At 71.5% G+C, this 19722-nt stretch carries 16 protein-coding genes, 1 pseudogene and 1 CRISPR repeat array; of the genes and pseudogenes, 10 read left to right on the top strand and 7 right to left on the bottom strand.

Translation table 11 applies throughout. The features are described 5' to 3' along the window. Positions 1-15: 15 nt before the first annotated feature. The gene (locus ACEXOX_RS09020) at positions 16-444 is read left to right on the top strand and encodes an alpha/beta fold hydrolase (RefSeq protein WP_406519883.1); all 429 of its coding nucleotides are present in this window, start codon (positions 16-18) and stop codon (positions 442-444) included. Next, positions 441-875, top strand: coding sequence for a hypothetical protein (locus tag ACEXOX_RS09015; RefSeq protein ID WP_406519882.1), 435 nt, complete (start codon positions 441-443; stop codon positions 873-875). Before ACEXOX_RS09020 ends, ACEXOX_RS09015 begins: the two co-directional genes overlap by 4 nt. Positions 876-926: 51 nt before the next feature. Here the strand turns inward: ACEXOX_RS09015 and ACEXOX_RS09010 are convergent, their stop codons facing one another. Together ACEXOX_RS09010 and ACEXOX_RS09005 are read right to left on the bottom strand one after the other, a co-directional pair. Next, on the bottom strand, positions 927-1370 hold the full coding sequence (locus ACEXOX_RS09010) for a hypothetical protein (RefSeq protein ID WP_406519881.1): 444 nt from the start codon (positions 1368-1370) through the stop codon (positions 927-929). After that, complete coding sequence (locus ACEXOX_RS09005) at positions 1367-1867, bottom strand: DUF6232 family protein (protein ID WP_406519880.1); 501 nt, start codon at positions 1865-1867, stop codon at positions 1367-1369. The genes ACEXOX_RS09010 and ACEXOX_RS09005 overlap by 4 nt, the downstream gene beginning before the upstream one ends. A 277-nt stretch (positions 1868-2144) precedes the next feature. On the opposite strand from ACEXOX_RS09005, the gene ACEXOX_RS09000 reads away from it, so the two are divergent. Then, the gene (locus ACEXOX_RS09000) at positions 2145-2540 is read left to right on the top strand and encodes a hypothetical protein (protein ID WP_406519879.1); all 396 of its coding nucleotides are present in this window, start codon (positions 2145-2147) and stop codon (positions 2538-2540) included. 146 nt (positions 2541-2686) lie between these two features. Further along, a complete protein-coding gene (locus ACEXOX_RS08995) occupies positions 2687-3853 on the top strand; it encodes a serine hydrolase domain-containing protein (protein WP_406519878.1) in 1167 nt (388 codons plus the stop codon). 62 nt (positions 3854-3915) lie between these two features. Here ACEXOX_RS08995 and ACEXOX_RS08990 read toward each other — a convergent pair whose 3' ends face one another. From ACEXOX_RS08990 to ACEXOX_RS08980, 3 genes are all read right to left on the bottom strand, one after another. Next, positions 3916-6405, bottom strand: a complete 2490-nt coding sequence (locus tag ACEXOX_RS08990; protein WP_406519877.1) for a SpoIIE family protein phosphatase — start codon at positions 6403-6405, stop codon at positions 3916-3918. 78 nt (positions 6406-6483) lie between these two features. Next, positions 6484-6909: a response regulator gene (locus ACEXOX_RS08985; RefSeq protein WP_406526270.1), complete on the bottom strand. Its 426-nt coding sequence runs from the start codon at positions 6907-6909 to the stop codon at positions 6484-6486. A gap of 13 nt (positions 6910-6922) precedes the next feature. Continuing rightward, positions 6923-11062, bottom strand: coding sequence for a HAMP domain-containing protein (locus ACEXOX_RS08980; RefSeq protein WP_406519876.1), 4140 nt, complete (start codon positions 11060-11062; stop codon positions 6923-6925). A gap of 831 nt (positions 11063-11893) precedes the next feature. Between ACEXOX_RS08980 and ACEXOX_RS08975 the strand changes: the two are divergent. From ACEXOX_RS08975 to ACEXOX_RS08960, 4 genes and pseudogenes are all read left to right on the top strand, one after another. Next, a pseudogene (locus ACEXOX_RS08975) lies at positions 11894-14323 on the top strand (type I polyketide synthase); the annotation flags it as partial. Between the two features lie 117 nt (positions 14324-14440). Then, positions 14441-15037 (top strand): hypothetical protein, encoded by a 597-nt coding sequence (locus tag ACEXOX_RS08970; protein ID WP_406526269.1) that lies wholly within the window; start codon positions 14441-14443, stop codon positions 15035-15037. Continuing rightward, a complete protein-coding gene (locus ACEXOX_RS08965; RefSeq protein WP_406519875.1) occupies positions 15028-15753 on the top strand; it encodes an HAD family hydrolase in 726 nt (241 codons plus the stop codon). The genes ACEXOX_RS08970 and ACEXOX_RS08965 overlap by 10 nt, the downstream gene beginning before the upstream one ends. A gap of 32 nt (positions 15754-15785) precedes the next feature. Beyond that, positions 15786-16460 carry a LysE family translocator gene (locus tag ACEXOX_RS08960; RefSeq protein ID WP_406519874.1) on the top strand — a complete coding sequence of 225 codons (675 nt, stop codon included), beginning with the start codon at positions 15786-15788 and terminating at the stop codon, positions 16458-16460. Between the two features lie 35 nt (positions 16461-16495). Here ACEXOX_RS08960 and ACEXOX_RS08955 read toward each other — a convergent pair whose 3' ends face one another. Next, positions 16496-17191: a hypothetical protein gene (locus ACEXOX_RS08955; protein WP_406519873.1), complete on the bottom strand. Its 696-nt coding sequence runs from the start codon at positions 17189-17191 to the stop codon at positions 16496-16498. 680 nt (positions 17192-17871) lie between these two features. Continuing rightward, a CRISPR array of direct repeats spans positions 17872-18328; the repeat unit is 29 nt; unit sequence GGGACCACCCCCGCGTGCGCGGGGACCAC. Between the two features lie 324 nt (positions 18329-18652). Then, positions 18653-18979 (bottom strand): hypothetical protein, encoded by a 327-nt coding sequence (locus ACEXOX_RS08950; protein ID WP_406519872.1) that lies wholly within the window; start codon positions 18977-18979, stop codon positions 18653-18655. Positions 18980-19208: 229 nt separating this feature from the next. Between ACEXOX_RS08950 and ACEXOX_RS08945 the strand changes: the two genes are divergently transcribed. Both ACEXOX_RS08945 and ACEXOX_RS08940 read left to right on the top strand, forming a co-directional pair. Further along, positions 19209-19355: a hypothetical protein gene (locus ACEXOX_RS08945; protein ID WP_406519871.1), complete on the top strand. Its 147-nt coding sequence runs from the start codon at positions 19209-19211 to the stop codon at positions 19353-19355. An 86-nt stretch (positions 19356-19441) separates the two neighbouring features. Continuing rightward, positions 19442-19714 (top strand): hypothetical protein, encoded by a 273-nt coding sequence (locus tag ACEXOX_RS08940; RefSeq protein WP_406519870.1) that lies wholly within the window; start codon positions 19442-19444, stop codon positions 19712-19714. Positions 19715-19722 lie beyond the last annotated feature (8 nt).

The raw sequence follows: 19722 nt of genomic DNA, 5'->3' as shown, positions 1-19722 counted from the left end.
ACCGGGAGGTCCGCCATGCCACAGTCCCGCGACGCCGGCGTACCGACGTTCGTCCTGGTCCACGGCGGCAACGGCTCGTCCGCAGACTGGGCGGGAGTCGTACGGGAGCTGGCCCTGCGTGGCCACCGGGCCCTCGCCGTGGACCTCCCCGGCCACGGCCCGGAGGCGTTCTTCCCGCAGTGCTACCAGGCCCCGCAGGATCTGGACGCGTTGCGCACCGTACCGTCCCCGCTGGGGGCGATCACCCTGGACGACTACACCGATCGTGTGGTGGACGTGGTGCGCCGCGTTCACCCGTACGGCCCGGTCGTGCTGGTCGGTACGAGCCAGGGCGGCGTCACCCTCAACCGGGTCGGCAACGCGGTGCCCGAGCTGCTGGCGCGCCTGGTCTACGTCTCGGCCTTCTGCTGCGTGACGCTCCCTCCGCCGTCGACTACGTCATGAAGACGCCGGAGGGACAGGAGAGCCTGTTGTCGGAGATGCCGGCCGTGGAGACGCCGGAGGAGCTGGGCGTCATGCGGGTCAACTGGCGCACCGCCGACCGGCGGGCCCAGGCGGCGGTACGCGCGGCGTACGCGGCGAGCTACCCGGAGGCCGCGTTCCTCGCCCTGCTGAACTCCTACGAGCCGGACGAGACCGCCGCCATCGGCCGGTCCGACGCCCGCTGCGACGCCGGGACATGGGGCAGCGTGCCGCGGACCTACGTACGTTTCAGCGCGGACCGCGCCATTCCGCCGGCCCTCCAGGACCGCATGATCGCCGAGGCCGACGCGCTCGCCCCGCACCACCCCTTCGACGTCGTCACCCTGGATGCGCCGCACGTCGGTCCACAGGATCCGGGCGAACTGGCGACGGTGCTCACGAACCTGCTCTGACGCGCACCGGCGCACCTGGTGGGCCCCCGGCGCGGCACGTCCGCAACGTCCTCAGAACGCACCACCGAGGCGCTCGATCAGCACCCGCGCCGTCTCGTCACCGCCCGCGGCGGCCCCGGCCGCTACCGCTCCGGCGGCGATCGGGGCCAGGTACCCCTTGAGCGCCGCCACCGCGCGCCGTACCGCGCCGCGGTCCGGACGGTCCCGGCCGGCCTCGTCTAGGATGGCCGCTTCGATGGCCGCGGCATCGTCCAGGACCTCTTCCGCGACGGCCAGGGAACGCAACTGGCGCAGAGTGTCGGCGACGGCTTCGATCAGGGCCTCGAATTCCGGGGCGACCTTCCGCCCGTCCGTACGGGCGGAGTTCTCCGAGCCGTCACCCCAGGCCAGTGACGACCCCACGACATTGCCGTACGTCACCGGTCCCTGCACCTTGCCCGTATTGCCGTTGCCAGTCTGGAATATCTTGTCGCCGAAGTGCGGGGATTCACTCATCGGGTCACCTTGCCCGTGTTCTGATTGCCGAACTGCTTGATGGTGTCACCGACATGGAAGTTCTCCACCTGGAATTGGAACTCCGCCTGCGGATTGTCGATCGCATCCGTGATCGCGTGCGATATCTGGGCCACCAGATTCTTGTCGGGACTCGTCAGTACGGCGTACGGCGCGCCCGCCGTCTCGATGTTGAGCCGGTGCAGCCCGCTCCGCGTCGCTGCCATGATCAGCCGTACGAGGACGGAGACGACCAGCACGGCCACGCCGGCGAGCACGGGCGGGGCGACGAGCTCGACGAGAGCGACGCGCCCGCCGCTGCTGAACAGCAGTACGGCCATGAACGCGGCGCACGCGGCGAAGCCCCAGGGCCCCACGCGCTTGAGGATCAGCCAAAGCCTGGGCTTCAGCTTGACCGTCGTCACACAGGCGATGTTGTGCAACGGGTACGCCGCGGCGCCGACCCACAGGACCCGTCGGCTGACCTGGACATTGATCACTTCGCGTTTGTAGAACACGTTTCCCCCGAGGTGGCGCGCTGCCTGAAAAGCCACGGCCGGACCAGCATTGCCGAAAGGCCGCCGGGTGAACAGTGGTTACGCGAGAACCGGCGATCGAATGCTGTGCGTGAACGTTTCCTCAGAGATTCGGTCCCGGGCTTCCAGTGATTCGAGGCAAGCAACCCCGCGCGCCGGAAAGCCCGCACGGCGAACACCGCCGACGGCACACCGCCGCGCCGGGGAACTGCACGAGGCCGACCGTCAACTGGACCGGACGGTGGCGATCGGCCGTGCGGCCTGCCTGCCCGACGAGGCGGTGGCGGACTGGGCCGTGCCCGCGCGGTTGGCGAACTTCTTGGCGGCCGGCGACGCCGTACGGGCACGGGAGCTGCTGCCCAGGGCCGTACAGGCTGCCTTCGCGCACCGGGACGTCGCGCAGGCGGCGCAGCAACTGGTCAAGTTGCTGCTGGCGGAGGGAGACACGACGGGCGCGGCCACCGCGCTCGGCACCAGCCGGGCCGTCCGGGGCGCCTTCGGCGAGGGCGACCCCGAGCTGCGCGAACTCGCCGCCGAACTCGTGCGGCGGCTCGGCCGCGCGGCGTACGGCCTGGGCGCCGCCACGCCGCGGCAGGAGGCGCTCGACCGCCTGCGGTCGGTGACCGACAGCGGCTGACAGCCCCTGACAGCCGCCCGGACGCGCTGTCAGCGGACGGCCAGAGCCCTGTCATCGCCGGGCGGCACCGTCTTCCCCGTACCGAGAAGCGGGCGGACAGCCGGGCCCCAGGAGGGGACCGCGGCGCCCGCGGAGAAGGAACCGACATGACGCACTCCGTGAACATCCGGCGCGAGCAGGTCCAGCAGGTGCTCGACCGGCTGGTGGCCGAGGTGGACGTGCCCGGCATCGTCGCCGAGGTCCGCGACGCGGACGGGACCTGGTTCGGATCGGCCGGCGTCGCGGACATCGAGTCCGGCCGTCCGCGCCAGGAGGGCGAGCACCTGCACGTCGGCAGCGCCGCCAAGGCGTTCACGGCCGCCACGGTGCTCCAGCTGGAGGTCGAGGGCCGGCTGAGCATCGAGGACACGGTCGAGAAGTGGCTTCCCGGCGCGCTGGATGTGAACGGCTACGACGGCAACAAGATCACCATCAGGCAGTTGCTCAGCAACACCGGCGGTCTGTTCATCACCGGGCTCGCGCCCGAACTGTCGGAGCGCTACGCCACCCGCTCCACGTTCGCCGAGCACCGCTTCGACTCCTGGGCCGTGGACGAACTGCTGGCGCTGACGGTGTCCCGGCCTCCCATCCACGAACCGGGCACCGCCTTCGCCTACTCCAACGGCGGCTTCTACCTCGCCGGCATGATCACCGAGAAGGTCACCGGCAACACCTACGCGGAAGAGGTCGCCCGCACCATCGCCGATCCCCGCGGCCTGACCCACACCTATGTGCGCCCCGCCGACGAGACCGGCTACCCGGAGCCGCACCCGCGGGCGTACTCCAGCCTGTTCCTGAAGGACGGCGTCGACCCCGCCGACGTCACCGCGGAGAACTGGGAGTCGATGTTCGAGGAACCCGGCCTGCCGCTCCTGGACACCACCGAGTACAACAGCTCCTGGGCCTGGTCGGCCGGCAACGTCATCTCCACGACCAGCGAGATGATCAAGGTGTGCGACGCCTTCGTCTCCGGCAGCCTGCTGCCGGAACCCCAGCACCGCGCGATGTGGTCCCTGGTCTCCACCGAGGGCGGCCACTGGATGCCGCACGCCGCGTACGGCCTGGGCGTGTTCGAACTGGACCCCGCGGTGACCGGCGGCCACACACTCCGCGGCCTGGGCGGCAGCATGCAGGGCTCCCACTTCGCCGTCGTCGGCACGCCCGACGGCGCACAGACGATCGCCCTGCACACCAACATCGAGTTCAAGACCTGGCAAGTCCTCTTCCGGACCCTGGAGGCCCAGTTCGGCCTGCCGGCCGTCGAAGGGGTGTGACAGCGCGGACCGGCCCGCCCCGGCCGACGGGGTGGGTCGACCCGCGCCACGCCGGAACCGCCTCAGACCACTTGTACGCCGATGAGGCAGGTGTCGTCGTCCGTGTCGGACTTGCTGTGGGTCAGCAGGCGGTCGAGCCGGTGCTCCAGAGAGGCCGCGGGGGCCTGCGCGGTGGCGAGCAGCTGGGCCAGCGACTCGTGGATGGCGGTGTCCCGCCGCTCGACCAGGCCGTCCGTGTACATCAGCAGGGTGTCGTCTGCCTCCAGCTGGAGCACCGTCTCCTCGTACGTGGCTTCCGGAAGCGCTCCCAGGAGCAGCCCGCGGACCAGCGGCAGCCTGCTCGCCTCGTGACCGCGGACCAGCACCGGCGGCAGATGCCCGGCCCGCGCCCAGCGCAGGGTGCGGGTCCCGGGGTCGTACACGCCGCAGACGGCCGTGGCGGACACCTGGTCGGTGAGGTGGTGGGCCACGATGTTCAGCCAGGACAGCAGTTGGCCCGGGCCGGCTCCGGTGACGGCGAGGCCGCGCAGGGCGTTGCGCAGCACCACCATGCCGGTGGCGGCCTCGATGCCGTGCCCCGCGATGTCACCGACGCACAGCAGGACGCGCCGGGAGGGCAGGACGACGGCGTCGTACCAGTCGCCGCCCACCAGGGACTCGGTCTCCGCGGGCCGGTAGCGTACGGCGATCTGCAGGCCGGGAGCGCGCATGGGGCCGCGGCTCGGCGGCATGATGGCCTGCTGGAGCTGGAGCGCGAGGCGGTTGCGCTCGGCGGACTGCTGCTCGGTGTGGGCGAGCTGGTCGCGGGTGGCGGCGAGCGCCACCTCGGTCCAGTGCTGGGAGGAGATGTCCTGGTAGGCGCCGCGGACGGACAGCAGCCTGCCGTCGGCGTCGAGGACCGGCTCGGCGATCACCCGGATGTGCCGGGTGACGCCGTCGGGCCGCCGCAGGCGGAAGGCGGCCGAGGCCGGGCGCCGGTGGTGCAGCACGGCGCGCTGGAAGCGGCCGATGGCGATGCTGTCGTCCGGGTGCGCGTGGGCGGCCAGGTCGTGCAGGGACACGGGGGTGTCGGTGGCCGGCCGGCCGTAGAGGGCGAAGAGCTGCCTGTTCCAGGTGATCTCACCGGTCAGCAGGTTCTCCTCGAAGCCGCCGATACGGCCGAGGCGCTGGGCGTGCTGGAGGAGGCTGGCGAGCCGGGCGGTCTCGTCCTCGATACGCCAGATGAGCAGCACGCTGTTCCCGTGCCGGCTGACGCTGATGTCGGCGACGGCGGCCAGCGGCACCTGGTCCACCAGCGCGGTCAGGGTCGTCCGCCGGGCGCGGAAGGGCTCTCCGGTGGCGTAGACGCGCTGGACCTTGTCGAAGAGTTCGCTCTCGTCGGCGGCCATCGGGTACGCCTCCAGCAGCAGCGCGCCGTTGACGAAACCGCGGGGGCGGCCCGCCGGGTCCATGAAGCGGTCGTTGACGTGGTGGATGCGGAAGTCGGTCAGGTGACCGTCGGTCCCGAGATGCGGGGTGAGGACGAGCGCCGGGTCGTGGAGGCCGTCCGCCAGGTCCACCAGCTCGGCCACGGCGGGGGAGTGCCGGGCGGCGGACGGGCCGTGCCCCTGAGGGGCCGGGGTGTCTTCGAGGGTGTGGGCGCACAGCTGGGCCAGCGCCTCGATCTGGCGCATGATCACGGGCGGCTGCGCGGGGAGCGGCTGCTGCCAGCAGATCTCCAGGACACCGTGGATACGGCCGCCGGTGCCGGCGGGCAGCGCCACCCGGCCGCCGTGCGGGTGGTGGGTGTGGCCGATCGACGGGATGCCTGCCTCGGCCAGGGAGACGTACCGGACGGTGTCCCGTTCGGTCAGCGCCTGGCGGGCGACGGTGACCACTCCGGGAGGTACGTAGCGCCAGCGCACCGCCTCGTCGGCGGGGAACCCCGCGTGGCCGGCCAGGGTCAGTGACATGTCCGAGCCCGCCGCCCAGATGGCGACGGCCGTCGCGCCCAGCGGAGCCAGCGCGTGCTGCAACAGAGAGTCGGCGACGGCCTGGGTGTCGTCGGCGGCCAGTGCGGCGCTCTCGGCCGTCCGCAGCCGCACCGCGACGGCCGGATCCGTCCCGTCCCGCCCGGTCCGGGTGCGCCGCAGGAAGGCGTCGGCGATGTCCGCCACGCGGTCGTGGGCCGCCTGGTTGATGATGTCCACGGCCAGCTCCAGCTGGGAGACACCGGCCTGCTCCGCGAGCTCGGCGAGCTGCCGGACCGCCTGGGCCGGCCCGCAGCGCAGCCGCTCGATCAGGACGCCCTTGGCGAGTTCGATCAGGGCACGCCCGTCGGCCGCCGCGTGCGCCGCCTGGACTTCGCTGCGCAGCCGCTCGACCGTGGCGGCCAGGCGGCCGACGGCGGATATCCGACCGGGCCGGGCGCCTGCCGGGGCGGGGTCGGCCGCCGGCGACGCCTGCGGGGGCAGGGCGTCGGCGGACACCGGCGGTACCTGGTCCCGGCCGGACCCGGACCCCGGCGAGACGTCGTCCCCGGACGGAGTGCCGACGTGCTCATAAGTGCTCATGATGCTGTCGATTCTTCGAAGCGAGAGGTGCGTTCCGTGAGCGGGTCGAGGAGGTGCCCGGCCGTCCGGACACCTCCCTCAGGAGGTCAGCCACCTGCGGACACAGGCGATCAGATCGTTGGTGTCCACCGGCTTGGTGACGTAGTCGGTGGCGCCGGAGGCGAGGCTCTTCTCCCGGTCCCCGGGCATGGCCTTGGCCGTGACGGCGATGATGGGCAGATGGGCGTGGGCCGGCATCTGCCGGATCCGCGCGGTCGCGGTGTAGCCGTCCATCTCGGGCATCATCACGTCCATCAGGATCAGGTCGATGTCCGGATGCTCGATCAGCATCTCGATCCCCTTGCGCCCGTCCTCCGCGTGGCGGACGGTCAGGCCGTGCAGTTCGAGGATGCTGCTGAGCGCGTACAGGTTGCGGGCGTCGTCGTCGACGACGAGGACCGTACGGCCGCTGAGGCTGTCGTCGACGGGCTGGGGAGCCTGCTGTACGGGTTCCTCCGGCCGCACCAGCGGCAGGACGTCACCGGGCTGCTCGGCCGACAGGTGCAGGGCGATGCGCTCCCGCAGCTCGTCGAGGCTTGAGAGCAGCTCCAGCGGCTGGGTGCTGGCGCGCGCCTGTAGGACGCGTTCCTGCTCCGCCTCCAGGCGCCTGCTGTTGTGCGCGAGGACGGCGACGGTCCGTACGGCCGCGTCTCCGTCCATCGCGTCGAGGAACCGCAGCGCCTCGCCGTCGGTCATGTCCAGGTCGAGCACCACGCAGTGGAAACGGCCCGGCGGCCAGCGCCCCGGCGGCTTCCTGGGCACCGACCGCGGAGACGACCTCGATGTTCTCCTGACGGTCGCCCAGATCCTGGCCGCCGGCGAACTCGGCGACCGCGCTGTCGGCCACATGGGAGAGCAGCCCGCGGGCCCGCTCCTCGATCACCAGCAGCCGGCGCGGCTGCGCGGGGGCCGCGACGGGGGTGCGCGCCTGGCTCTCGCGCGCCTCGTCCCGCGCGTCCGCCGCCGCCTCCAGGGCAGGGACCGCGCCGGTCTGCTCCTGGAAGTCGGCGCGCGCGACCGGCAGATAGAGGGTGAAGGCGCTGCCCTGCCCGGGCGTGCTCTCGGCGGTCACGGCACCGCCCAGGAGGTGCGCGATCTCCCGGCTGATGGACAGTCCGAGGCCGGTGCCCCCGTACTTGCGGCTGGTGGTGCCGTCCGCCTGCTGGAACGCCCCGAAGATCACGTCCAGCTGCTGCTCGGCGATGCCGATACCGGTGTCCTGGACCCGGAAGGCGACCACGGGGCCGCCGCGCAGGACGGTGTCGGGCAGCTCCCGGTCGGCGGCGGGCTCGATCCGCAGCTCGACGCTGCCCTGCTCGGTGAACTTGACCGCGTTGGACAGCAGGTTGCGCAGGACCTGACGCAGCCGCGCGTCGTCGGTCAGCAGGTCCACCGGCACCCCGGCCGCGGCGCTGATGCTGAAATCGAGGCTCTTCTGCGTGGTCAGCGGCCGGAACGTCGCCTCGACGTAGTCCAGGAGCTGCCGCAGTGCCACCCGCTCCGGGGTGATGTCCATCTTGCCCGCCTCGACCTTCGACAGGTCGAGGATGTCGTTGATGAGCTGGAGCAGGTCCGAGCCCGCCGAGTGGATGATGCCCGCGTACTCGACCTGCTTGGGCGTGAGGTTGCGCGTCGGGTTCTGCGCCAGCAACTGCGCCAGGATGAGCAGGCTGTTGAGCGGCGTCCGCAGCTCGTGGCTCATGTTGGCCAGGAACTCCGACTTGTACTTCGACGCCAGCGACAGCTGCCGCGCCCGGTCCTCCAGCTCCTGCCGCGCCTGCTCGATCTCCAGGTTCTTGGTCTCGATGTCGCGGTTCTGCGAGGCGAGCAGCTCCGCCTTCTCCTCCAGCTCGGCGTTGGAACGCTGAAGCTCCTCCTGCTGCCGGGTCAGCTCCCCGGAGCGGGCCTGCAGCTCCCCGGCCAGCCGCTGCGACTCGCCCAGCAGCTCGTCGGTACGGGCGTTGGCGACGATGGTGTTGACGTTGACGCCCACCATTTCCATGAGCTGTTCGAGGAAGTCCTGGTGCACCGGTGTGAAGAGGGTGAAGGACGCCAGCTCGATGACGCCGAGGATCTGGTCCTCGACGATGATCGGCAGCACGATCAGACTGCCCGGCGCCGTCTGTCCCAGGCCGCAGGAGATGCTGATGTAGTCGGCCGGCACGCCGTCGGCGACGATCGTCCGGCGGCTGCGGGCGGCCTGGCCGACCAGGGACTCGCCCAGCCCGAAGCGGTCGTGCCCCGCGCTGTCGGCGGGCCGGCCGTAGGCGCCGACGAGCCGGAGCACGGTGCCCTGCCCGTTCTCCTCGGCCAGGTAGAAGGCGCCGTACTGGGCCGAGACGAGCGGCGTCAGTTCGTCCATGACCAGCTCGGCGACGACCGCGAGGTCCCGGTGGCCCTGCATCAGCCCGGAGATGCGGGCCAGGTTGCTCTTGAGCCAGTCCTGTTCCTGGTTGGCGCGGGTGGTCTCGCGCAGGGACCGCACCATGGAGTTGATGTTGTCCTTCAGCTCGGCGACCTCGCCGGAGGCGTCCACCGTGATGGAGCGGGTCAGGTCGCCCTCGGCGACCGCGCTGGTCACCTCGGCGATGGCCCGTACCTGCCGGGTGAGGTTGCCGGCCAGCTCGTTGACGTTCTCCGTCAGGCGCTTCCAGGTGCCCGACACGCCCTCGACCTCGGCCTGGCCGCCGAGCCGCCCCTCGCTGCCGACCTCGCGTGCCACGCGGGTGACTTCGGAGGCGAAGGAGGACAGCTGGTCGACCATCGTGTTGATGGTCGTCTTCAGTTCCAGGATCTCGCCGCGGGCATCGACGTCGATCTTCTTGGACAGGTCACCGTTGGCCACGGCCGTGGTGACCTGGGCGATGTTGCGCACCTGGCCGGTCAGGTTGTTGGCCATCGAGTTGACGTTGTCGGTCAGGTCCTTCCACGTACCGGCGACGTTCGGTACGCGGGCCTGGCCGCCGAGCATCCCTTCGGTGCCGACCTCGCGGGCCACCCGCGTCACCTCGTCGGCGAAGGCGGACAGCGTGTCGACCATCGTGTTGATCACGCCGGCCAGCGCGGCGACCTCGCCCTTCGCCTCCACCATGATCTTCTGCGACAGGTCGCCCTTGGCGACCGCGGCGGCCACCTGGGCGATCGAACGCACCTGGCCGGTCAGGTTGGACGCCATCACGTTGACGTTGTCGGTCAGGTCCTTCCAGGTGCCCGACACGCCCCGTACGGTGGCCTGCCCGCCGAGATTGCCTTCGGTGCCGACCTCGCGGGCCACCCGCGTCACCTCGTCGGCGAAGGCCGACAGCTGGTCGACCATCGTGTTGATGGTGCTCTTCAGCTCCAGGATCTCGCCCCGGGCGTCCACCCGGATCTTCTGCGACAGGTCGCCCTGCGCCACGGCGGTGGTGACCTCGGCGATGGAGCGCACCTGCGCCGTGAGGTTGTCCGCCATCACGTTGACGGACTCGGTCAGGTCCTTCCACGTACCGGAGACGCCCTTGACGTCGGCCTGGCCGCCGAGCCGGCCTTCGGTGCCGACCTCGCGTGCGACGCGGGTGACTTCGTCGGCGAAGGCGGAGAGCTGGTCGACCATCGTGTTGATGGTGTTCTTCAGCTTCAGGATCTCGCCGCGGGCGTCCACGGTGATCTTCTGCGACAGGTCGCCCTGGGCCACCGAGGTCGCGACCGCCGCGATCGAACGCACCTGGGACGTGAGGTTTCCGGCCATGAAGTTGACCGAGTCGGTCAGGTCCCGCCAGGTGCCGCCCACCCCGGGCACCTGAGCCTGCCCGCCGAGCCGGCCTTCGGTGCCGACTTCCCGGGCGACGCGGGTGACTTCGTCGGCGAAGGCGGAGAGCTGGTCGACCATCGTGTTGATGGTCGTCTTCAGTTCCAGGATCTCGCCGCGGGCGTCCACGGTGATCTTCTGCGACAGGTCGCCCCGGGCGACCGCCGTGGTCACCTGAGCGATGTTGCGCACCTGGGACGTGAGGTTTCCGGCCATGAAGTTGACCGAGTCGGTCAGGTCCCGCCAGGTCCCGCCCACCCCGGGCACCTGAGCCTGCCCGCCGAGCCGCCCCTCGCTGCCGACCTCGCGGGCGACGCGGGTGACTTCGTCGGCGAAGGCGGAGAGCTGGTCGACCATCGTGTTGACGGTGTTCTTCAGCTCCAGGATCTCGCCCTGCGCGTCGACGTCGATCTTCTGCGACAGGTCGCCCCGGGCGACCGCGGTGGCCACCTGCGCGATGTCGCGTACCTGGGTGGTCAGGTTGCCGGCCATGACGTTCACCGAGTCGGTCAGATCGGCCCAGGTGCCGGAGACCCCCGGGACCTCGGCCTGGCCGCCGAGCCGGCCCTCGCTGCCGACCTCACGTGCCACCCGGGTCACTTCCGAGGTGAACTGGGACAGCTGGTCGACCATGCCGTTGAAGACGGTCGCGATCTCGCCGAGCAGCCCGTCGTCCTCCTCCGGAAGACGCGTCCCGAAGTTCCCGTCGCGTACGGCCGTCAGCCCCGCGAGCAACTGCCGCAGCTCCGGCTCGCCGACTCTTCCTCCCGTACGCCCCGGCCTCGTCCGCGACACCGGACGCGCGTTGCCGCTCGCCGTCTCTGCAGTCATGCCCCGACCTCGTTCCACTTACCGGACCCCAGGCGCAGGGCACGACGGAGCTGTGGACCCTGCCTCAAAGGCGCGCACACCTGTGCCTCACACCGACACCTCGTGACCTTGCCGCACGGCAAGTACCCGAAGAATAGCGCGCGGTGTCACATCGGAAGACATGACAAGCTCATTTTTGTCCCGGCCCGGTGCTGGACTCGTGCGCTGATTCTGTGCACCTGCCGCGGTGTTCGCGCCGGTGCGCAGGACGTGCCCGCCGAGCCCGCCGCGCCTGCCACCACACCCGCACGTCCTGCGCCTTCCTGAGTACGGTCAGGGCAATCACCAGGAAGACGGCGGAGAAAGACCGGCGCAACGGGACCTCATTCCGGTTCCCTGAGAACGAGATGTCACGGCTCAACGAGCCCACGGCGAACAGGTGACGGCCCGGCGTGATGATATTTCGGCGGCGCGGTAATCACGGAAAACCGCGCGAACGCCGCCGCGGCCGGTGATCCTGGCAGGCAATCCGAAAATATGTTGTGCCGCACAGTCGGTGTAGCCCGTTAGGGTTACCGCCGCTTGTGCTGCGGTGGCGTGCTGGTCAGGATGCGCTGACGTCGGCCGAAGAAGCCCAGCGGGGACCCGGCACGCGACGGGCCCTCTCGCTGTCCGGCCACGGGACCGTGCCGTCCTCGCATTTCCGCGCAGCGAGAGGCACATGTCAGTCAACTCCACCAAGGTCCCGTCCCCCGACCGGGACATCGCGGTCGTCGGGACGGCCTGCCGCCTGCCGGCGGCATCACCGACCTCGACGGTCTCTGGGCCGCCCTGTCGGCCGGCGCGGACCAGGTGACGGAGGTCCCGGAAACCCGCTTCGAGGTGGCACGGTTCGTCGACCCGGCCATGCCGCGGCCCGGAAAGAGCTACACCAAGGCCGGCGGCTTCCTGGCGGACGTCAGCGGTTTCGACGCCGCCTATTTCGGCATCTCCCCGAAAGAAGCGGCGCAGATGGACCCCCAGCACCGGCTGCTGCTGGAGCTGGCCGTCGAAGCCTGCGACGACGCCGGGGTGGCCCCCGCCGCGCTGGCGGGAACGGACACGGCCGTGTACGTGGGAGTGTCGGACCACTCCTACGGCGCGCTGCGGATGATGGTGCCGGAGCACGTCAACGCGTACACCATGTCCGGGGTCGCGTCGTCGATCGCCGCCAACCGGCTCTCGCACTTCCTCGACCTGCACGGCCCCAGCATGATCATCGATGCGGCCTGTTCGTCGTCGCTGGTGGCGCTGGCGGAGGCGTGCCGGGCCCTGCGGGACGGCACCAGCCGCACCGCCCTGGTCGGCGGCGTCAACCTGCTGCTCAGCCCACAGCACTTCGTGGGCTTCTCGCAGGCGTCGATGCTCTCGCCCAGCGGACGGTGCCGCTCCTTCTCGGCGGACGCCGACGGCTACGTACGGGCCGAAGGCGGGGACCGGGTGGACGCGGGCGTCGTCGACTGCGCCGCCAACAGCGACGGGCGCACACCCGGGCTGGCCCTGCCCCGCATGGAAGCGCAACGGGCCCTGCTGGCGGATGTCTACGCCCGCGCCGGGCTGACCGCGGACGACATCGCCTACCTGGAGGCGCACGGTACGGGCACGCCGGTGGGGGACCCCGTCGAGGCCGAGGCGATCGGACAGGCGCTGGGCGTCCACCGCACCACGGGCGCCCTGCCGATCGGTTCGGTGAAGACCAACATCGGCCACCTGGAACCGGCTTCGGGCATGGCCGGGCTGCTCAAGGCCCTGCTGGTGCTCCGGCACGGCGTCATCCCGGCGTCGCTGCACGCGGGCGCCCGCAGTCCGCACATCGACTTCGACCGGCTGCGGCTGCGCCTGGTGGACCGTGCCTGCCCGGTCGGTATCGGCGAACGGTCGGTGGTCGGTGTCAACTCCTTCGGGTTCGGCGGCGCCCACGCGCACGCGATCCTGGCACCAGGCCCCGCCGCCCGGGCCGTCACGAAGAGCGCCCCACCGACTGCGGGGCCGCTGCCCGTGGTGGTCTCGGCGCGTTCCGCGGCCGCCCTCGACGAAGCACTGCGGCGAACGGCGCGGCACCTGTCGGCCGCCGACGCGGAAACGTTCCACGACCTGGCGTGGACCATGAGCGAGCGGCGCGGCGGGCATCCCCGGCGGGCGGCGGTGCTGGCTGCTTCGCCGGGGGAGGCGGCGGCGTTGTCGGCTCGGTTGGCCGGGGCGTCCGAGCCTTCCGAGTCCTCTGAGTCCTCTGAATCTTCCGAGTCCTCCGAGTCTTCGGAGGCTGGGCGCCCCGTTGAGAAGACCGTCGCTTCGGACCCGCCGCCGGACCCGTTCCAGCCGACCCCGCCCCAGTCGCCTCCTCCCCAGCCGCCCCCGCACCCGGCCCCGCCACCGGCGCGCCGGGCCGAAGCGGTCCGCGACGGGCGTCCGGTCTTCGTCTTCTCCGGCAACGGGGCCCAATGGGCGGGCATGGGCGCCGACCTGCTGCGCGAGGACGCGACGTTCCGCCGCGCGTTCGCCGCCGCGGACGCCGCCCTGGCGGGCGAGCTGGGCTGGTCCGTACGCAGTGAACTGGAGCGGCCGGCCGGCCGGTGGCGGCTGGCACGGACCGAGATCGCCCAGCCGCTGATGTTCGCTCTCCAGGTCGCCTTGACGGCGATGCTGCGCCGCCAGGGCGTCGAACCGGCCGCCGTGCTCGGGCACAGCGTCGGCGAGATCGCGGCGGCGCAAACGGCGGGAGCCCTGACCCTGGCGGACGCGGCGCGCATCATCGCCGCTCGCGGCCGGGCCCAGGCCGCCACCGCGGGCGCGGGCCGGATGGCGGCGCTCACCCTGCCCCTCGGGTAGGTCCAGGAACTGCTGGAGCGCTACCCGCAGGTGGAGCTCGCCTGTGTGAACACCGCGCGCGACGTGACGGTGGCCGGTCCGGTCGCGGCCGTACGGGACCTGGTGGAGTACTGCACCGGCCAGGGCGTGGCCTGCGTCCTGCTCGACCTGGACTACGCGTTCCACAGCCGCGCGATGGATCCCGTCCGTGGCCGACTGCTCGCCGACCTGGCCGGGCTGCGGCCGCGGGACGGCACCGTCCCGATGGTCTCCGCGGTGACCGGGCGGCCGGTGACGGGCCGGGAACTGGACGCCGCCTACTGGTGGCGCAATGTGCGCGACACCGTCCAGTTCGCACCGGCGGTGACCGCCCGGCGGGACGAGGGCTTCGACGTCTTCGTCGACATCGGACCGCACCCGGTCGTCCGCCCGTACCTGAGGCGTACGGTGGCGGCTTCGCCCGCCCCGGTGGCCGTCGTGCCGACGCTCTTCCGCGCTGACGACGGCGACGGGGACAGCGGTGGCGACAACGACGGCGACGGCGTACGGCGGATGCGGGACGCGACGGCCCACCTGATCGCCGCGGGAGCCCGTATCGACTGGCGCGCGCACTTCCCGCAGCCGGGTCGGGTCGCCCGGCTGCCCGCCTATCCCTGGCAGCGCGAGCGGCACTGGAACGGCGAGCGCCACACCTGGTCCGGCGACATCGGCACGTACGACCACCCCTTGCTGGGCGTGCGCACGGCCCACTGCGAACCGACCTGGACCGGCCCGGTGCAGCCGCCCCTCGTCCCGTGGCTGGCGGACCACCGCGTCGCGGGCGCGGTCATCCTGCCCGCGTCCGGCTACGTGGAAATGGCGCCGGCGGCCGGGCGGCGGGTCCTCGACGCCGCCTGCGAGGCGGAGAACCTGGAGCTGACCAGGCCCGTCGTCGTCCCGTGGGACGATCCCGGCCAGGTGCGCCTGGAGCTGACCTGGTCCCCGCACCGACCAGCATGTTCACGCCAATCTGTCGGCGGTGGCGCGGACCTGGCCGGGCGACGGCGCCCGCGCGGGCATACGCGGAACAGCGGCCCGGCCGCGGACACCGACAGGGAAGGCGGCACCACGCTGATGACGCCGACACGGAAGGCGGCACGATGCCGATGACGCCGGACTCCCCAGCGGCAGTGATCTTCGACCTGGACGGCACCCTGGTCGACAGCGGGCGCGCGTACCTCGCGGCGGAGCAACAGGCCCTCGCCCACCTCGGGTCCCACCACTTCACCGCCGCCGACCACGCGGAGTTCGTCGGGGTGGGCATGCGGGAGATGTGGCAGCGCGTCGTGGCGACGCGCCCGGTGGCGGCCGGAGCCGACGAGCTGCTGGAACTGGGCAACCGGCTGTACCTCGCCGGGATACGGCGCTCGGTGCCGCTGCACCGGGGGACGGTGCACCTCGCCGAACTGCTGCACGAAGCCGGTGTGCCGCTGGCGGTGGCGTCGGGCTCCTCGCCCCAGGTGATCGGCGCGGCGCTGGTTTCCGGCCGTCTGGACCGGCTCTTCACCGTATGCGTCTCGGCCGAGGACGTCCCCAGGGAGAAGCCGGATCCGGCCGTTTTCCTGGAGGCCGCACGGCGGCTGTCGTTTCCAGCGGAAGCGTGCGTGGTCGTGGAAGACGCCGACACGGGGGTCCTCGCGGCGCTGCGGGCCGCGATGCGCTACGTCGCGGGCACCCGCGAGGCCGCCCGCGGGTGCCCGCGTGCCGTCCGTTCGGGGCGGGTGCTGATCGCTGAACACACGGATTTCGACGCGCACGACGTCGTACGCCGGATCGGTGCGGCAGGAAATGTGGCGCCGCCGCGCACCACAAAAGCACCGGGGTGAGAGATGCGAGAAGGCGCGGGTATACGTCCTCCATGTTTTCCGATGTGTCCTGGACGGCATTCTTTCCCTCCGCGTTGCTGCTGGCCGCGACGCCCGGAGCCAATCAGCTGTTGGCACTGCGCAACGGCGTCCGGCACGGGTTACGTCCGGCGCTCGGCGCCTCGCTCGGCCGGTTCACCGCGTTCACCCTGATGGTGATCGCCGTGGCCGCCGGGCTGGGCGCCGTCCTGACCAGGTCGGCGGTGGCTTTCAACGTCGTCAAGTGGTGCGGGGTGGCCTACCTGCTGTGGCTGGGGCTGCAAACCCTGCGTACGGCACTGCGCGCGAAGAACCACCCGGAACCCGAGCCGGGCGACGAAGAAACAAAAAGTCCCGAAGGGGAACAGGACGCGCCCCGTAAGAAGCCGGGATGGCGGCTGGCACGGCAGGAGTTCATCGTGGCGGTGACGAATCCCAAAGCGCTGATCCTGTTCGCCGTTTTCCTGCCGCAGTTCCTGTCCCACGACGCCCACCGGGTCACCGCGCCGCTGCTGGCCCTGGGCCTCGCCTATATCGCGGTGGAATTCTGCTGCGCCTGGGGATATGCCGCCCTCGGCGGCCGGCTGAAGAAGGCGGGGATCGGCAGCGGCACCCGGCGGCGCCTGGACGTGGTCACCGCCTTCGCGATGTGGGGCCTGGCGGGCTGGCTGGTGACGGAGAACCGGTGAGCGGCCCGCTCGCGCGGCCGCTCGAACGGCGGGGGTCAGCCGCGCGCCGCGGAACGGCGTGCGAGCGGCCGGATCGGTATGCCCTCGCGGCGGCAGTAGGACGCCGGGCGGCGGACGGCGCGCCGCAGCGCGTTCCAGTTGTTCAGCGTGCGGACCAGCCCGTCGTCCGGGGCGCTGTGCCAGAACCGGTTCTCGTCCTGGTCACCGAGGAGCGGGCAGAACAGCGAGACGGCGAGCGTGATGCGACGGTCGCGGGTGACGGGGGTGACGGCGTGGTAGACCCTGCTGCCCCGGGTGAACATCGTGTCGCCGACGTGCTGGAACGGCGCGATGTGCACATCGGGGTGCCGGGGTCCTTGGTCCGGGCCGCCCTGTTGATCGTGGCCACCGAGCTGCTGCAGTCCGCCTCCCGCGGCGACCGTCCAGCGCTGGTGGCCCCGCTGCGGGGCCTCGTCAGGAACGTCACCGGCCCCTGAGCCGCAGGCCCCCAGGGCCGGCAGCCCGGAGGCGCGGCCCCGTGCTCCCGGCTCGTCAGGGCCAGACAGTGGCGGTCTCGGGGCGAGGCCCAGCCAGTCCCAGTCGGACAGGCATCGGATGATCTTGGCCGCAGGCACGGTGACGTCAGGCGCCAGCATCAGGAGACGCACGTAGTCGATGTCCTCGACAACCGCAGCGACCCGTTCGCCCATGTGATCGCCGGCAACCAACAACAGGCCGTAGCACGTCTCCATACGGTTCGCCGTGGGCGGCTCTCTGCGCAAGTGGAGGTGAGCAGTTGACCACGTGGTTTTGCGCGGCCCCGTCAAGGCTTAGGAGCCGCTGGCGTCGGTGCTGGGTGAGCGGGTCGATGAGACCGGCCAGTGGTGTGGTCCGGGGCCAGGGCAGCAGTTCCTGGTGGCCGTTCCAGGCCAGATGTACTACTGCCCAAGGCCAGAAGCGCTCAGAGACAGTGAATAGGACGTCGTCGCATGCTTCGCACCGTGCCGCCGCGCGAACCCGGGCACCGTACAGCGGGTGGCCCGGCGGCAGTTCGCGGTGCAGCGCCCGCTCCAGGTCGTGCAGGCCGCCGTCGGGCACCCACCAAGGGGCGGGGAACTGGCCGGGCTCGTCCGGGGTGAGCAGCACCGTCACACGGTGGCGGGTGCCTCGCGGAGCCTCCTCCGCAGCCTGCCCCGTATGCCGGTAGATCGCAGCTCATGCACCAGCGTTCCTCGTATCACGAAACGTAGCCCTTGGCCGGACCTCGAAGTGCCCCCGCGCAGGCGGAGGTGAGCCGACCCGGAAGAGTGACACGCGCCGTCGCGGTGTGTGCTCTCCGCGCGCGGAGAGCACACGTGACTGCACGAAACAGGGTCTGCTCTGACATGCGCGGGGGCCACCACGGCATCGGTGAGGGCCTGCCGGTCCGGCTGGGACTACCCCCGCGTGCGCGGGGACCACCCACGCCCGGCCCCGGGGAGCTCCGGAGGCGGCGGGACCACCCCCGCGTGCGCGGGGACCACGGGACGTCATCCAATGCCACAGGCAAGATTCGGGGACCACCCCCGCGTGCGCGGGGACCACCTGCTCAAGTGCATCTTCCTGCGCGAGGACCTGGGACCACCCCCGCGTGCGCGGGGACCACTTCGCTCCACACGGGAAGATGCTCGGCGCCCCGGGACCATCCCCGCGTGCGCGGGGACCACCCTGTCATCTGGAGCCACAACTGGGGCGATCCGGGACCACCCCCGCGTGCGCGGGGACCACCGGGAAGGGCCTGTTGGTGCTGCCGTCTCCCAGGGACCACCCCCGCGTGCGCGGGGACCACGGCGATTGCCCCGGTGGGCAACTGCCGATACAGGGACCACCCCCGCGTGCGCGGGGACCACAGGGCACGACCAGTGGTTTACCCGGCGGGGTGCGGGGTTTTACTTACTTGCGAGAACTCCGGCATTTCCACCTGAAGGGTTCATTCGAGACGGTAGTACGGTGACCCGCTCACGCTACTCCTTGCAGGCGACAGCAGGCACGCGTCGTCGCCGGGGCAGCTCGCGGCCGAGCGTCCAGCCGGCCGCACGAGCCCTCCGCCCTGGGCCGCCAGACGCTGCGTCAGCTGCTCCGCCAGAACCCCGACGGCGCGTCATTCCCTGCCGCTGCGTGCTCTCCGCGCGGGCGAAGGTGCCCGGTGCTGCTTGCTGCGGCGGTTCGCCGGATCAGGAATCGCTGGTGCCGTCGTGAGGGGAGTGCTGGGTGAGCAGGTCGTTGAGGTGGACCAGGGGTGTAGTCCTGGGCCAGGGCGGCTGCTCTTGGCGGCCGCTCCAGGTCAGATGTACCACTGACCAGCGGAAGGGGCGGTCGATGACAGCGAACAGAACGTCGTCGCAGGCTTCGCACCGTGCCACCGCGCGAACCCGGAGACCGTACAGCGGATGGCCCGGCGGCAATTCACGGTGCAGTTCCCGCTCCAGGCCGTGCAGGCCGCCGTCGGGCACCCACCATGGGGCGGGGAGCAGGCCGGGATCGTCTGGGCTGGGCAGCACCGTCCCATGATGCAGGCGCCTCATGGACCCTCCCGCAGCCTGCTCCGTGTGCTGGGTAGATTGCACCTCATGCACCATCGTCCCTCACGTCACGAAACGGCAAAACCCCGCTAACGCCCCAGGTCGCGAAGGAATGCTCTCCGTGCAGGCGGAGGCGAGCCGACCGCACGGGTCGCACGGGTCGCGCGCTCTCCGCGCAGGCGGAGGTGAGCCGCTGCGTGACGCCTGCATGGCGCAGGTCTTCACCGCCGTCGACCACCTCGCCGCCGACCCGAGGCCCGAGGGAGCGTTCGGCAGCACCGACGTCCTGCGCATCCACGTGGGGGCTACCGGGTGCTGTACGAGATCAGCGACCGGCAGGTCCGCGTCAACGTGATCCATCTCGGTCGCTTGCGCTGATACCTCGAAGACAGCTGCGCAGTGAGCGGTTGGGGTAAGGGGCTGGGGGAGGGGAGCCGCTCCATGGGGGCAGTGATGTTGTGCGCGGCGTTCTGGGCGGGCGCGTCCGTGGCGGTGCTGCGGTGCGTCAAACAGTGGCGCAGCGGTCTCGACCAGGTCTGGTCGTCGAAGTGGAAGGCGCTGGCTGGGGCCTTGATCGTGGCGGCCTTCCCGGTGATGGCGACGGCCCGGTTGGTGTCGCCCGGTGCGCGGTTCCTCCTCGAGGATCTCGCCGGAGCGCTGGTTGTGGGCTCCGCTGGCTCCAGGTGGCGGGATGGGGGCGGCACGCCGCAGTGATGCCCAGG

It is taken from the genome of Streptomyces sp. Ac-502, from assembly GCF_045222935.1.
GTDB classification, from domain to species: Bacteria; Actinomycetota; Actinomycetes; order Streptomycetales; family Streptomycetaceae; genus Streptomyces; species Streptomyces monomycini.
This window is presented reverse-complemented; position numbering and strand designations above follow the sequence as displayed.

Excerpts from the sequence above, each read along its gene's own strand:
- ACEXOX_RS09020 (WP_406519883.1), top strand. The coding sequence starts at position 16 with ATGCCACAGTCCCGCGACGCCGGCGTACCGACGTTCGTCCTGGTCCAC.
- ACEXOX_RS09015 (WP_406519882.1), top strand. The coding sequence starts at position 441 with ATGAAGACGCCGGAGGGACAGGAGAGCCTGTTGTCGGAGATGCCGGCC.
- ACEXOX_RS09010 (WP_406519881.1), bottom strand. The coding sequence starts at position 1,370 with ATGAGTGAATCCCCGCACTTCGGCGACAAGATATTCCAGACTGGCAAC.
- ACEXOX_RS08995 (WP_406519878.1), top strand. The coding sequence starts at position 2,687 with ATGACGCACTCCGTGAACATCCGGCGCGAGCAGGTCCAGCAGGTGCTC.
- ACEXOX_RS08990 (WP_406519877.1), bottom strand. The coding sequence starts at position 6,405 with ATGAGCACTTATGAGCACGTCGGCACTCCGTCCGGGGACGACGTCTCG.
- ACEXOX_RS08980 (WP_406519876.1), bottom strand. The coding sequence starts at position 11,062 with ATGACTGCAGAGACGGCGAGCGGCAACGCGCGTCCGGTGTCGCGGACG.
- ACEXOX_RS08970 (WP_406526269.1), top strand. The coding sequence starts at position 14,441 with ATGCGGGACGCGACGGCCCACCTGATCGCCGCGGGAGCCCGTATCGAC.
- ACEXOX_RS08965 (WP_406519875.1), top strand. The coding sequence starts at position 15,028 with ATGCCGATGACGCCGGACTCCCCAGCGGCAGTGATCTTCGACCTGGAC.
- ACEXOX_RS08960 (WP_406519874.1), top strand. The coding sequence starts at position 15,786 with ATGTTTTCCGATGTGTCCTGGACGGCATTCTTTCCCTCCGCGTTGCTG.
- ACEXOX_RS08955 (WP_406519873.1), bottom strand. The coding sequence starts at position 17,191 with ATGGAGACGTGCTACGGCCTGTTGTTGGTTGCCGGCGATCACATGGGC.
- ACEXOX_RS08945 (WP_406519871.1), top strand. The coding sequence starts at position 19,209 with ATGGCGCAGGTCTTCACCGCCGTCGACCACCTCGCCGCCGACCCGAGG.
- ACEXOX_RS08940 (WP_406519870.1), top strand. The coding sequence starts at position 19,442 with ATGGGGGCAGTGATGTTGTGCGCGGCGTTCTGGGCGGGCGCGTCCGTG.